12 protein-coding genes are annotated in these 13,645 nt (G+C 70.0%); 7 read left to right on the top strand and 5 right to left on the bottom strand.

The features are described from left to right. Positions 1-76 precede the first annotated feature (76 nt). Together VES41_RS01425 and VES41_RS01420 are read left to right on the top strand one after the other, a co-directional pair. Complete coding sequence (locus VES41_RS01425; protein WP_324812041.1) at positions 77-1,039, top strand: hypothetical protein; 963 nt, start codon at positions 77-79, stop codon at positions 1,037-1,039. 151 nt (positions 1,040-1,190) lie between these two features. Beyond that, positions 1,191-3,692: an AI-2E family transporter gene (locus VES41_RS01420; protein ID WP_324812038.1), complete on the top strand. Its 2,502-nt coding sequence runs from the start codon at positions 1,191-1,193 to the stop codon at positions 3,690-3,692. A gap of 24 nt (positions 3,693-3,716) precedes the next feature. Here VES41_RS01420 and VES41_RS01415 read toward each other — a convergent pair whose 3' ends face one another. Together VES41_RS01415 and VES41_RS01410 are read right to left on the bottom strand one after the other, a co-directional pair. Next, complete coding sequence (locus VES41_RS01415; RefSeq protein ID WP_324812035.1) at positions 3,717-4,283, bottom strand: nucleotidyltransferase family protein; 567 nt, start codon at positions 4,281-4,283, stop codon at positions 3,717-3,719. Continuing rightward, positions 4,280-6,013, bottom strand: coding sequence for a mechanosensitive ion channel family protein (locus VES41_RS01410; RefSeq protein WP_324812032.1), 1,734 nt, complete (start codon positions 6,011-6,013; stop codon positions 4,280-4,282). The genes VES41_RS01415 and VES41_RS01410 overlap by 4 nt, the downstream gene beginning before the upstream one ends. A 111-nt stretch (positions 6,014-6,124) precedes the next feature. Here VES41_RS01410 and VES41_RS01405 point away from each other — a divergent pair, with 111 nt between their 5' ends. Further along, positions 6,125-7,984: a sodium:proton antiporter gene (locus VES41_RS01405; protein WP_324812030.1), complete on the top strand. Its 1,860-nt coding sequence runs from the start codon at positions 6,125-6,127 to the stop codon at positions 7,982-7,984. Positions 7,985-8,029: 45 nt separating this feature from the next. Here the strand turns inward: VES41_RS01405 and VES41_RS01400 are convergent, their stop codons facing one another. Next, entirely contained in the window at positions 8,030-8,956 is a 927-nt protein-coding gene (locus VES41_RS01400) for a carbohydrate kinase (RefSeq protein WP_324812027.1), read from the bottom strand. An 85-nt stretch (positions 8,957-9,041) separates the two neighbouring features. Here VES41_RS01400 and VES41_RS01395 point away from each other — a divergent pair, with 85 nt between their 5' ends. Both VES41_RS01395 and VES41_RS01390 read left to right on the top strand, forming a co-directional pair. Further along, the gene (locus VES41_RS01395; protein ID WP_324812024.1) at positions 9,042-9,758 is read left to right on the top strand and encodes a glutathione S-transferase N-terminal domain-containing protein; all 717 of its coding nucleotides are present in this window, start codon (positions 9,042-9,044) and stop codon (positions 9,756-9,758) included. Between the two features lie 117 nt (positions 9,759-9,875). Next, positions 9,876-10,253 (top strand): VOC family protein, encoded by a 378-nt coding sequence (locus VES41_RS01390; RefSeq protein ID WP_324812022.1) that lies wholly within the window; start codon positions 9,876-9,878, stop codon positions 10,251-10,253. 15 nt (positions 10,254-10,268) lie between these two features. On the opposite strand, the gene VES41_RS01385 is transcribed toward VES41_RS01390, so the two are convergent. Beyond that, the gene (locus tag VES41_RS01385) at positions 10,269-11,102 is read right to left on the bottom strand and encodes a thioesterase family protein (protein WP_324812019.1); all 834 of its coding nucleotides are present in this window, start codon (positions 11,100-11,102) and stop codon (positions 10,269-10,271) included. 194 nt (positions 11,103-11,296) lie between these two features. Here VES41_RS01385 and VES41_RS01380 point away from each other — a divergent pair, with 194 nt between their 5' ends. Then, on the top strand, positions 11,297-11,839 hold the full coding sequence (locus tag VES41_RS01380) for a helix-turn-helix domain-containing protein (RefSeq protein ID WP_324812016.1): 543 nt from the start codon (positions 11,297-11,299) through the stop codon (positions 11,837-11,839). Between the two features lie 169 nt (positions 11,840-12,008). Next, entirely contained in the window at positions 12,009-12,404 is a 396-nt protein-coding gene (locus tag VES41_RS01375; protein WP_324812014.1) for a surface-adhesin E family protein, read from the top strand. A gap of 23 nt (positions 12,405-12,427) precedes the next feature. Here VES41_RS01375 and VES41_RS01370 read toward each other — a convergent pair whose 3' ends face one another. Beyond that, positions 12,428-13,522 (bottom strand): porin, encoded by a 1,095-nt coding sequence (locus VES41_RS01370; protein WP_324812011.1) that lies wholly within the window; start codon positions 13,520-13,522, stop codon positions 12,428-12,430. Positions 13,523-13,645: the final 123 nt, after the last annotated feature.

Here is a 13,645-nt window from a genome sequence, read left to right as displayed (position 1 = left end):
GTCGGCGAAGCGGCCTACCGCCGCGGCGACATGTCGCAACCAAACTGCTGCTGCCAGACAACAAGGAGCATCAGCCGTGGCACTCAATACTGACAACGCCCGCGTCGGCCGCCCGCCTTACGGTGTGGAAGCACAGCCGCTGCAATTGGACGCCGACGCGCTGGCGAGCGGCGTCTCCTGGGGCGCCATCCTTGCCGGCGCCGCCGGTGCGGCGGCGCTGTCGCTGATCCTGCTCCTGCTCGGCACCGGGCTCGGGCTGACGACCGTCAGCCCCTGGTCCGGCCAGGGCGCCGGGGCGACCGCGATCGGCGCGGCGGCGATCGGATGGCTGAGTTTCACGCAGCTGGCCGCTTCCGGCGTGGGCGGCTATCTTGCCGGGCGGCTGCGCGGCCGCTGGTCCGGCGTGCAGGTCGACGAGGTGTACTTCCGCGACACCGCGCACGGTTTCCTGGCATGGAGCGTCGCCACGCTGTTCACTGCCGCGGTACTGGGCTCGGCCGTCGGCGCCATCGCCGGAGCGGGCGCGCGTGCCGGAGCCACCATCGCCGGGGGTGCCGCCGCAGCGGCCGGCGCCGGCGGCGCTGCGGCAGCCGCAAGTACCAAGGGCGGCAGCCAGGGCAGCGAGGAAGGCGCCGGCATGCTCGGCTACTACACGGACGCCCTGTTCCGTCGCGACCCGGCCTCGCAAACGGCTGCCGCGCCGACCCCTGACGCCGCGGCCAACGGCGCCGAGGTCGGCCGCATCTTCCTCAACGGCCTGCGCCACGACGCCTTGCCGGCCGAAGACGCAGATCGCGTGGCCCAGCTTGTTGCACAACGCACCGGACTGAGCCAGGATGAGGCCAACAAGCGCGTGCAGGTGGTCTACGCGAAGGCGCAGACGGAGCTGCAGCAGGCGCAAGCCAAGGCCCGCGAGGCGGCCGACGCCGCGCGCAAGGCCTCTGCCTATGCAGCGCTGTGGCTGGTGGTGTCGCTTTTCGTCGGCGCCTTCGTCGCCAGCCTTGCCGCCACCTATGGCGGCCGCCGGCGCGACGCTTGAGCGTCGGGCCGCACCTGCTTACTTGATGAACAACGACAGGAGATCCGCATGCGTTCGCTTCTGCTTTTCTTTCTGGGTGTGCCAATCCCGGTCATCATCCTGATCGCGCTGTTCTTTCATTGAACGCTGCCTTGCCCGGCGTTGAAGGCCGATGACCACGCGAGAGGCCACACAGGCGCCGGCCGAGCCGCCGCACGGCCGGCAACAAGCATCGAGCGGCAGCGAAGCCTCCGCGAGCGGCTTCGATGCGCTGCTGCCGGCCGCCAGCACCGCCCCGGCGCTGTTGTCGCTGCTGCCGGAACTCAAGCTGGTGATCGCGCTGATGACCGGCGCGCTGATCATCGCGGCGCTGTACTTCGGCCGCATCATCCTGGTGCCGCTGGCACTGGCCTTCCTGTTCGGGTTCGTGCTCGATCCGCTGGTGGTGCGGCTGCGCCGCTGGGGCCTGCCGCGCGCGCCGGCCGTCGTGATGGTCGTGGGGATGTGCCTGGTGGTGCTGGCGCTGGGCGGCCTGTTCCTCGGCATGCAGGTCAGCGCGCTGAGCTCGCAGCTGCCCACCTACCAGAGCAACATCAGGCTCAAGATGCGCGACCTGCGCGAGAGCGTCGACCGTCCGGGCATGTTCGACGGCGCGATGAAGACCATCGATACCGTCAAGCACGAGGTCGAGAAGGCCTCGCCGCCGGCGAAGAAGTCCGAAGGCCCGCCGCCACCGCAGCGGGTGCAGGTCGAGCCGCGCCAGCCCACGCCATTCGAGCAGGCGGCGCGGGTGATCGAGGCGGGCAGCGGGCCGCTGGTGAACCTGGGCATCGTGCTGGTGTTCGTCGTGCTCATCCTGCTCGACCGGCTGGACCTGCGCGACCGGCTGGTGCGGCTGCTGGGCGGCAGCCTGCACCGATCGACCGACGCCATGGACGAGGCGAGCCGGCGCATCAGCCGCTACCTGACGATGCAGCTGGTGGTGAACCTCACGTACGGCGTGCCGATGGCCGCCGGCCTGTGGCTCATCGGCGTGCCGGGCGCAATCCTATGGGGCGCGGTCGCCGCGGTCATGCGCTTCGTGCCGTATCTCGGTCCGGTCATCTCGGCGGCCTTTCCGATCACCCTGGCGGTGGCGGTCGACCCGGGCTGGAGCATGGTGCTGTGGACCATCTCGCTGATCGTCGTGCTGGAGTTGGTGAGCAACAACATCATCGAGCCATGGCTGTACGGCCACAGCACCGGGCTGTCGGCCATGTCGTTGATCGTGGCCGCCACGTTCTGGACCGCGCTGTGGGGCCCGGTGGGCCTGATCATGTCCACGCCCTTGACGGTCTGCCTGCTCGTGTTCGGCCGCCACCTGCCGCGACTGCGCTTTCTCGACGTGCTGCTGGGCAGCCAGCCGGTGCTGGACCTGCGCACGCGCCTCTACCAGCGGCTGATCGCCGGCGACATCGACGAAGCCAGCGAGCTCGCCGTGGAGCAGGTGACCGACGACAACCCCACCGCGTTCTACGCCGAGACCGGGCTGGGTGTGCTGCGCATGGCGTCGAGCGACCACAGCAGCGTGGCCACCGCCGAGCATCGCCACCGCGTGGTGACCGGCATGGACGCGTTGATCGACGAGATGCAGGAACAGTTTCCCGCCAACTCCGCCGCCGGTGCGCCGGTGCAGGTGGTGTGCATCGGCGGCAAATGGGAGATCGACGGATTGGCCGCGCGCATGTGCGCGCATGCGCTGTCGCTGGCCGGCCATCCCTCCACGCACCGGCCACCGGCCGTGGTCACGGCGGACCACGTCGCCGGCCTCGACCTGGACGGCGTGCAGTGCGTCTGCCTGTCGTACTTCAGTCCGGAGCCGCAGGTGGCTGCGCGCGGCTTCTGCCGGCGTCTGCGCCGGCGCTGGCCGCAGTTGAAGGTGGTGCTGGGATTGTGGAACGCTGCGCCGCCGGCCGCCGAGGCGGGCGATGCCGACCTGCTCGGGGCCGACGCCGTGGTCGGCTCGGTCGACGAGGCGGTGGTCCGGATCGCCGAGCTGCTGGGCGAGCAGCTGAGCGACAGCGTGCTCGAGGCGATCGTGCCCGAGGAGGACGTCGAGCGCCTTGCCGCGCTCGACGCCAGCGGCGCGCGGGATCCGCGTGCGCGCCTGCTGTTCGACGCCGCCGCCCAGCGCGCGGCCGACATCTTCGACATGCCGCTTGCGATGGTGTCGTTGATCGAGAAGGACACGCAGACGGTCGCCGGAGCGCACGGCGCGCTGCGTTCGACCGAAGCGGGGCATGCCGTGCGCGCGCGCGGCGACGACCTGGCCATGCCGCGCGCTTCGTCGCTGTGCGGGCACGTGGTGACCAGCATGCGCACGATGGTCGTGCCCGACGTGACCAAGGACCTGCGCTTTGCCGGCAACAAGGCGCTGCGCGCCAAGGGAATCCGCTTCTATGCCGGCGCGCCGTTGCGCGACAGCGCAGGCTTCGTGCTGGGCACGCTGTGCCTGCTCGACCAGGAGCCGCGCCAATTGGACCGGCGCGAGACGCGGCTGCTCGAAGCCATGGCCGACGATCTCATGAAGGGCCTGTCGCAAAGCGCCGCGCAGTGGGGCGACCTGCTGCCGACGGGGCAGGCCTCGGACGACCCGCCTTCGGCCACCGTCGGCCAGGCCGTGCCGGCGAACTGACGCCGTGGCCGGGCCGGTGGCATGTCAGGCCGCCGGAGCGATCACCTGCAGCGCCGGCCAGCGCGCCCGATAGGACGCCACCTTGCGCTCGAACAGGGCGCGGTGCGGCACCAGCGGGTTCATGCCCAGCCGGCCGTCGTACAGCAGATCGAGTCCGTACGGCGCATACACCTCGCCGGGCCGCATGCCCACGCAGGTGGCCGGCACGAGGAAGCGCTCGATGCCTTCGCGCGCATTGCGCAACGGCCGCTCGTACGGCTGGCCGAAATGCGCCTCGTACCAGAGGTGCACCCGGGCCTGGTTGGTCGCCTCGACGGCAATGCCCAGGTCGTCCAGCACGGCCTGAACCCGGGCCTGGGTGCGCTGCTCGGCTGCTTCGCTCAGTCCTTCGGCGTCGAAGTAGAAGAGGTCGTAGTCCTTGATGTCGGCCTCCGGCGGGCGCCCGGCCTGCAGGTTCCATACGGTCTGGAACAGGCAGCCGGCGACCAGCCATCCGTCTGGCAATGCCAGGTCTTCCCAGCGGTCCAGGATGGCGCGGTTGTGCCGATTGGTCGATACGTCGGCGACGAAGCGTGCGGTGTCCGTCGTCACGAAGCGCTGGTGCCTTCGCGCTGCGGCGGCCTGGCGGCAGGTGCGGCCCACCAGTTTTCCGGCGGCACGACCTTCACGTCCGCCGGGTCGCCGAGATAATGCGGCGACATGATCTGCACGCCGTGCGTGTTGAACACGTCCAGCAGGTTGGCATGCAGCGCCGCCAGCGCTTCGGCGCGCGGACGCGGGCGCGTCGGGATGGCCTGGCAGACCAGCCGGTATTCCACGTAGTAGTCCTGCAGCGCGGTCTGGAAGACCTGCGGCGCGGGGTCTGCCACCACGCCTTCGGTACGGCGCGCCGCCTCGAGCATCATGGCCTGCACCTGGCGCCACGGCGTGTCGTAGCCGATCGTCATGGTGGTGTCGAGGATATAGCCTGTGCCGCGCACGGTGCGCGAGTAGTTCTTGGTCACGTTGGCCATGATCACCGCGTTGGGGAAGGTGATTTCCTCGCCCAGGCCGGTGCGGATCTTCGTGGTGAAAGTGCCCAGGTCGACGACCGTGCCTTCCTGTTCCTGGATGCGCACGTACTCGCCCACGCGCACGGTGCGCGAGTACATCAGGATCATGCCGCTGGCGGCCTGGCCCACCAGGTTGGAGCCGCCCAGCGTGACCATCAGGCCGATCAGCACGGAGATGCCCTTGAACGCATCGCTTTGCGAGCCCGGCAGGTACGGATAGGCCATGGCGATGGCGAACAGCCAGACCACGATCTCGAAGATGCGCCGCGTGGGCGCGACCAGGTCGGCGTCGAGCCAGCCGAGCGCGCTGCGGCCCTGCTCGACGCGGTGGAATACGGGCCGCATGGTCAGTACCACGCCGCGCGCAAGCGCGAAGATGACCAGCGCCACGCACAGGTCGGGCAGGGCGTCGACGATGCCGCCGCCGATGCGCCGTGCCACGCCGAAGACGAAGCTGCCCAGCTGCTCGCCCCAAGGGCGCGTGACGGGAAAGCGCTTGAGCACGTAGGCCAGCCATTCGTAGCTGAGCACCGCCAGCACCACCCCGGCCACCAGGCGCACCAGGATGCTCGACATCTCGTAGAGCCGGGTGAACCGGAACAGCGGCAGGCCGGCCAGTTTCACGCCAGCCGTCTTGGCTGCCAGCAGGCGGGTGGTGTGCACGACCAGCTTGCGGCGCAGCCACATCAGGCCCCACACGAGCACCGCGAAGATGACAGTGGCGGTCACCGCGTGCACCGTGGCCCACATCAGGCGCCCCCGGTCGCGCGACTCTCGCGTTGCCGCAATGGCCTGCTCCAGCGCCTGCTGCGCCGAAGCGACCTGGGCCTCCGGCGTCTGCCCGCCCACGGCATCGGCATCGCCGGGGGTGAGCAGGAACACGAAGCTGCCGTCGATCATCATGGCCTTGCCTTGCGGCTGCCCTTGCACGCTGACCGTCCCGGGGCCGCCGCGATCGAGCACGTCCCCGATCACTTCCTCGGCACGCCGCGCCCTGTCCTGCGGCGAGTTGCCCAGGAAGTCGCTGCGCAGCGTGACCACGTGGCGGTTGAGCACGCTGATCCGCGCCGGGACCGGCGCCCGCACCGGCGCCGAGGCGGCCTGGCCGGCCGCACCTTCGCCCTGCGCCCGGGCCGGCCATCCCGCCACCAGCATTGCCAGCAGCATGGCCACCGCAACGATCCGGCGCAGCCCGGCGAACGCCCCCCTGGCGCCGGTGAAGGGCAGGGCGGGTACGGCTTGGTACTGGCAGGGCAGGATTTCGGGCACGCGTGGCCGCCTTTCGAAGGTAAACGCTCGGCGCATTCTCGCCGGATTGTGTCTATTTCTTTCCCGTGCAGCGGCGACAATCGGCGCCCCACCGCTCGACAAAGCCAAGCCGTGCATTCAGCCACCCTGTTGTTGATCGTCCTGTGTGCCGGCCTGGCCAGTCAGTGGCTGGCCGCGCAAGTCCGCCTGCCGTCCATCGTCGTGCTGATCGCCGTCGGCCTGCTGCTCGGTCCGGTCGGCGGCATCGTCAAGCTGTCCATCGCCCCCGAGGACCTGAGCGAACTCATCGGGCTGGGCGTGGCCATCATCCTGTTCGAGGGCGGGATGGACCTGAAGGTCAACGAGTTCAGGCGCGTGGGGCGCGGCATCGGGCGGCTCACGGTGCTGGGGCCGCCGCTGGCCTGGCTGTTCGGCAGCCTGGCGGCGCACTATGTCGGCGGGCTGCACTGGCCGGTGGCGATCGTGCTGGGCGCGATCCTGGTGGTGACCGGCCCGACCGTGATCCTGCCGCTGCTGCGCCAGGCCAGGCTCAACAAGGAGTCGGCCGCGCTGCTCAAGTGGGAAGGCATCGTCAACGACCCGATCGGCGTGCTGCTGGCCGTGCTGGCTTTCCAGTACTTCACCATCGGCGGCGGCATGGTCGCCACGCTCAAGGGCGTGGCGCTGGCGGTGTGCGCGGCGCTCATCTTCGGCGGCCTGGGCGGCTGGCTGATCGGCTGGATCTACAGGCGCGGCGGCGCGCCGGAACATCTCAAGGCACCGGTGCTGATGGTGCTGGTGCTGGCCGCCTACTGGGCGAGCAACCGGGTGCAGCACGAGGCCGGGCTGCTCGCCGTCACGCTGATGGGCCTGGTGATCGGCAACATGGAACTGATGGAGCGCGAGTCGCTGCAGCGCTTCAAGGAGAACCTGACGGTGGTGCTGCTGTCGGTGCTGTTCATCGTCATCCCGGGCCAGCTGCTCGCCGAGGACCTGATGCTGATCGACTGGCGCATCGTCGGCTTCGTGCTGGTCGTCCTGTTCGTGGTGCGTCCGCTGTCCATCGGCCTGGCGACGCTGGGCGCGCCGATGCGCGTCGAGGACAAGAAGCTGCTGGCCTGGATCGCGCCGCGCGGCATCGTGGCGGTGGCCACCGCCGGCATCTTCGGGCCGGCGCTGGTCAAGGCCGGCTACCCGGACGCGCAGAAGCTGCTGCCGGCGACGTTCCTGATCGTCATGGTCACGGTGCTGGCGCACGGCCTGACGCTGGGGCGCATGGCGCGCAGGCTGGGCCTTGCTGCAAAGTCCGATTCGGGCCTGCTGATCGTCGGCGCCTCGCCCTGGACCTGCGCCTTCGCCAAGGCGCTGCAGCGGCTGAAGGTCGAGGTGCTGCTGGTCGACCGGGACTACGAGCAGCTCAAGGACGCTCGCATGCTCGGCATCGAGGTGTTCTATGGCGAGTTCCTGTCGGAACATGCCGAGGAAGTGATGGAGGTGCAGCACCTGAGCTACGTCCTGTGCGCCACCGACAACGACTCCTACAACGCGCTCGTCTGCAAGGGACACGGGCGGCGCGTGGGACACCACCGCACGTTCCAGCTGGCGATCCACTACCTGACGGACAAGGCGTCGCGGCGCGTGCCGATCCAGACGCGCGGCTACTTCGCCTTCAACGAGGAGGCGACCTATCACTCGCTGGACTGGCGTCTTCGGCAGGGCTGGACCATCCAGACATCGAACTTCACCTATGCCTGGGGCTGGAACGAGTTCAAGGAGCGCATGGGCACCCTGGGCGAGGACTGGTGGCTGCTGGGCGGCATCACGCCAAGCGGTGCATTCCGCATCTATTCGAGCGAGCAGCCGTTCAAGCTCGACGCGGGCTGGACCGCGATCTACTTCGCGCCCGAGCGTGTGCGTCGCGGCGCCGAACCGCGGGGCGACGCAACGGGCGCGGCGCCGTCCGCCGTGCTCGAGGGCGAGCCGGCGCCCTGATGGCGCGCCGGGCGCTTCGCGGGGCCATCGGCCGGCAGCGGCGATTCAGGGCAGTTGCGTGCGCCGCGGCAGGTCGGCGCCACGCCGCGCGCAGGTGATGGCGGCAGCCGCGGCAGCGAAACGCAGGGCCTCGCCGATCTCGGCGGAGGCGAGGGCGTGCAGCTCGTCGCGCTGGAGCTTGCCGCTTTCGCCCAGCCAGGCGAGCAGGGCTGCCTGGAAACTGTCGCCCGCCCCCACGGTATCGACCACCGCCGCCGGGTGCGCCGGCACCTGCATTTCACCGACCGGGGACCAGCCGGCGGCGCCGCCGGCACCGCTGGTGACGACCACGAGGCCGACGCCGGCGGCCAGCGCCTCGCCGGCGAAGGACGTCGGCGCCAGGCCCGGCCGCAGCAGGGCCAGGTCTTCCTCGCTGAGCTTGAGCAGGTCGCAGCGCGGCATCATCCAGTGCAGCACCTCGCGCCACCGCGCGATGTCCGGCTCGACGTCGAGGCGCACGTTGGGGTCGTAGCAGACCGGGCAGCGTCCGCGCTCGCGCAAGACCAAGGCGCGTACTGTCGACGCGATGGGCTCGACCACGGTCGCGTACGAGCCCACCTGCACGGCGCTGATGTACGCGGGCAGGAGCGCCAGGGCGTTCGGCTCCAGCAGGCGGTCGGCGCAGGCCTGGCCGCGAAAGCTGTAGCTGGGTACGCCCTGCGCGTCCAGTTCCACCAGGCCCAGCGTCGTGGGTGCGTCCAGGCGCGCCAGCGACGCGCAGTGCACGCCCTCTTCGCGCAGTGCCTGCGCCAGCCGCTCGCCCAGGGCGCCGCGGGAGAGGCCGCCGAAGAAGGCTGCCGGCTGGCCCAGGCGCGCGAGCCCGATCGCCACGTTGAAGGGCGAGCCGCCGACGCGCGCGTCCAGCGCCATTCCGGTGGACGTGTCCCCGGCGACGAAGACGTCCATGAGTGCCTCGCCGCAAACCACAAGCATGCGTTCCCCAGGTCAGGCCGCCGCCAGGTGGGCGCCGTGCCTTCGATTTTGCGCGCCACGCCGCCGGTGGGTCAGAATGCGGCCCATGAGCATCACATTCAAGACTCTCGACGACTTCCCCATCACCCGCAAGTGGCCCGCCGCTCATCCCGAGCGCCTGCAGCTGTATTCGCTCAACACGCCCAACGGCGTCAAGGCGTCGATCATGCTGGAGGAAACCGGCCTTCCGTACGAGGCGCATCTGGTCGACTTCGGCAAGAACGACCAGACTTCGCCCGAGTTCCTCTCGCTCAACCCGAACAACAGGATCCCGGCGCTGATCGATCCCGACGGGCCGGGTGGCAAGCCGCTGGCGCTTTGGGAATCGGGCGCAATCCTTCTGTACCTGGCGGACAAGACCGGCCGGCTCATGCCGTCCGACCCAGCGGCGCGCTGGCAGACGGTGCAGTGGCTGATGTTCCAGATGGGCGGCATCGGCCCGATGTTCGGCCAGGTGGGCTTCTTCAACAAGTTCGCCGGCAAGGACTACGAGGACAAGCGCCCGCGCGACCGCTACGTCGCCGAGTCGCGCCGCCTGCTGGGTGTGCTGGACGCGCACCTCAAGGGCCGCGCCTGGGTCATGGGCGATGACTACACGATTGCCGACATCGCCATCTTCCCGTGGGTGCGCAACCTGGTGGGCTTCTATGGCGCGGGCGACCTGGTGGGCTTCGCCGACTTCGCCGAGGTCAACCGCGTGCTGGACGTGTTCGCGGCGCGTCCGGCCGTGCAGCGCGGCCTGGTGATTCCCAGCCGCGGCTGATCCGCCGCCGCTTCCTCCACCGGGCAAAGGGGCTTGGCCGCCCCGGCGCCGCCGGCCGCGGCCGGACGTCCACAATGGCATGCCGTCCCTTCGGGGGCTTGGACCGGAGAGAACCGCATGCTGCAAGACGCATTGATGTACTCCTACCTCCCGGCGCAGGATGTCGAACGGGCGCGCCGCTTCTATGAAGGCAAGCTGGGCCTCAAGCCCGCGCGCGACATCGCCGGCGGCGTGACCTACGAGTTCGCCGGCGGCACCGCCTGCTTCCTTTATCCGACGCCGAACGCCGGCACTTCCAAGGCCAGCCAGGCGTTCTGGGAGGTGGGCGACATCGAGCGGGAGGTGGCCGACCTGGCGGCGCGCGGCGTCACCCTGGAGCGCTATCCCGGGATGCCCGGCGACGACGGACAGGGCATCTATACCGCCGGCGGCGCCAGGGCCGCCTGGTTCAAGGACAGCGAAGGCAACATCCTGGCGGTGATCCAGCCGCTATAGGCGCCCCGCCGAGCCTCAGCGCGCGCGCAGCGCCAGGGTCTGGATGGCCACTCCGATACTGCCTCGCTCGTCGTAGAGCCTGGACAGCGTCGTGCCGGCGCCGCTTGCGTCCATCTGCGTCTGCGCCTGCACGCCGATCCATTCGCCATCGGGCTGTCGAAACAGGTGGACGCTGATGTCGGCATTGGCGAACACGTAGCGTTCGGCAGGCAGCACCCAGCTCAGTCCATTGCCGAAGTCGGCCGCCGCGACCGCGCGCATGGCGGGCGAATCGGGTTGCCCCTGCACGAGCGGCAGCACGGTGCGGAACCAGGCCGCGCCGGGGCCGGGCTGCAGCGGATCGCCCTGCGCGACCCGGATGTCCATGACACTGCCGTAGAACGACACGCCTTCGGGCAGCCCCGGGATGCTCAGGCGCTGCGTGCATCCGGCCGGCGGCGGCAGCAGCCGGTCGGGTTGCCAGCCGGGCGCGCTTTCGGGCAGGGGCACGTCCTGCTGGCGCAGCATGAGGACATGGGCGCGCGCCACCAGCGTGTCGCCGGCCAGCAGGTCGATGCCGACCCGGGCAGTCGAGCGTGCCGCCTGCGGCGTGCAGCGCGTCTGCAGTGCGCCCAACGGCACTGGACGGATCAGTTCGACCGTGAGCCGGGCCAGTTGCCAGCCCGGCTCGGCCATGGCCTGCTGCGCGACGTGGACGAACAGCGCACACGGGGCGCCGCCATGCTGTGCGCGCGGGTCCCAGGGGCCGCGGGCCAGCACGCTGGCCTGCCACCGGTCTTCGCCCTCGCGCGTGAACACCGCGGTCGGCATGGGTTCGCTGGACGATTCGTTCTTGTCGTATGGGGTCATGTCTTGGTCCGGGGGCGTGCCGGCTCGGGTGGGTCGAGACGAGGGCGGACGCTATGGATGCCGGCCTCGTCCAGAATGCGCGCATGGTGCAACGGCAGTCCGGTCCCGATTCTAGGAAGAGCGCGAGCACGGCGCGACGCCGGCCGCGCCAGTCCCGGGCTCTGCAGACGTCGCACGCATTGCAGGAGGCCTTCGTGCGCCTGCTCGAGGAGCGCGACTACGGCGCCATCACCATCCGCGAGATCGCGCTGGTGGCCGGGACGGGCCTGGGCAGTTTCTACGAGTACTTTGCGAGCAAGGAAGACCTGGCCAGGGTGTGCCTGCACATGCGCTCGAAGGCCTTGCTGGCCATCCTGCGCGACGCGGCGCAGGCCGACGCCGGGGCGTCGATGGCGTCCATGGCCGGGACGATCGTCGATGCGATGGTCGAGGCGCATCGCGCCCACCCCGCGCAATGGGGCAGTCATTACCTGCTCGAGCGGCACCTCTCGGGCGCCGAGGCCTATCGCCGCATGTACGAGCGCTTCGTCGACGCCTGGGCCGCTGCCCTGGCTGCCGCGGACGATGCACCGCCGCCGCCGCGGCTGCGCGAGCTGGCGCGGGTCGGCCATACCGTCCTCTACGGCATGTTCGCCCATGCCTTCATCGGCGCGGTCGGGCGCCCCGACCTGCAGGCGCTGGCGCGGCAGTCGCGCCTGGCGCTGCATGGCGTGCTTCGGCAAGATCCGCGCGGCTGACGATCGTTGTTCCTGCGCATCGAATGGCCGCAATCACTGTCAGGAAACGAAACGGCGCCACCTAGAATTTGGCGCAAGAGAAGCGAGGAAATTTGTGGTCGTCGGCAAGATCAAAGCATTCGCGGGTTGGCTGGGCATGGTTGCGTGCTGTGCCGGCGCGAGTTTCGCCATGGCGCAGCCGCAGCCCGGCGCCCCACAGCCGCCGGCCTGGTTCACCGTCGCTGGCGATCCGGCCAACGAGCGGGCCGAGACGGTGCAGGTCGAGTTGTCCGACTTTGCTCCCGAGGAGCAGGGGCGCGTGATGGCGCTGCGCGTCAACCGTGCGCACGAGCGCCGCAGCTGGGACGGCGTGCCCTACCGGTCCTACCATGCGCTGGTGCGCTTCGACTGCCGTGCCGGGCGCGCCCAGTACCTGGAGATCGCGTTCTACGAGGCGCCGCTGTGGCAGGGCGCGGTCCTGCGCAAGCAGGACTACCGGGGCAATCCGCAGCCCATGGCGTTCCGCGGCATGAGTCCGAACCCGACCGAGCGCATCGTCCGCGCCGCCTGCCGGCCCGTGGGCTGAGTCACAGGAAGAGGAAGGCGAAGCTAGAAGGTGAAGCGCATGCCGCCGACCCACTGCGTCAGGTCGTTGTCGGCGGTGGTGGTCAGGCCGCTGGGAATGGTGAACGAGGCGCGTCCCAGGCCGGCGTTGACGTCGTTCTTGAAATAGCTGACCGAGGTGTAGAGGGTGGTGCGCCTGGACAGCGAATATTCGTAGCCCAGGCCGATGCCCTGGGTGTGCGCGTCGCTGACGTAGCTGGGCGCATTGACCACGTATTGGATCTTCACCAGGCTGGTGCCCAGGCGATAGTCGGCGCCCACCCACCAGCCCGAACCGTCCTGGTTGAAGCTGCTGCGGTCATCGACCTCGAGATAGGCGCCGCGCACCTTCAGGTTGCCGAAGCTGTAGGCCGCCGCCACGATGTAGCTGCGCCGAGCGGCGTCGGGCAGCACGCTGCCGCCGCGGTCGTCCACGTAGGCCGCGGCGATGTCGACCGGGCCTTGCGCATAGCGCGCGTAGGCGTCGAGCACGCGGTTGCCGCTGGCGTCGTCGACCACCTCGCCGAAGCCGCCCTGCATGCCGAAGCGGAAGCCGGCCCATACCGGAGACTCGTACTTGACGGCATTGTTGAGCCGCGCCGGGCCGCCGTTGCCGGTGCCGCTGTCGAGCGAGCCGCGCACCGGCTCGTAGCCGCCGAAGCCGCCGATGACCGCGCTGCTCGGGCCGTTGCCGGAGTTGGAGAATTCGCTGAATTCGTCGGTGACGTGCCAGAAGCCCGTGTACTGGCGTCCCAGCGTGACCGCGCCCAGGGACGTCGAGCCCACGCCGACGAAGGACTGGCGCCCGAACACGGCGCCCTGGCCGTAGGTGCCGTCGTCCATGTTGAGGCCCGTTTCGAGGACGAAGTTGGCGTACAGCCCGCCGCCCAGGTCTTCGCGCCCGCGAAAGCCCAGGCGCGAGCCGGACAGGCCGCCGGACTGCAGCTGGGTGATGCTGCCTGCTCCGCCCCAGATGCCAGTGAGGTAGGCATCTGCCACGCCGTACACGGTGACGCTGCTGCCTTGCGCCTGCGCGGCGCCGGCCAGGGCCGAAAGGCCGAGCCAGACAGGCCATCCGCGCAGGGCTGATCGATCAGGCAAGGGCGTTCTCCTGTAATCGCTGGCGCCGATTACACGCGTTGGGGTGCCGCATGGCAAGTCCCGGAGAGGGCGGGTGTGTCGCGCCGACCCGACGCAGCGGCAAGCCCGCACGGAACGGACAAA

It is taken from the genome of Variovorax sp. (assembly GCF_035634955.1).
Classification (GTDB): Bacteria; Pseudomonadota; Gammaproteobacteria; order Burkholderiales; family Burkholderiaceae_C; genus Variovorax.
Note: the sequence above shows the minus strand (reverse complement) of the source record. Positions and strands in the feature narration are given on the sequence as shown.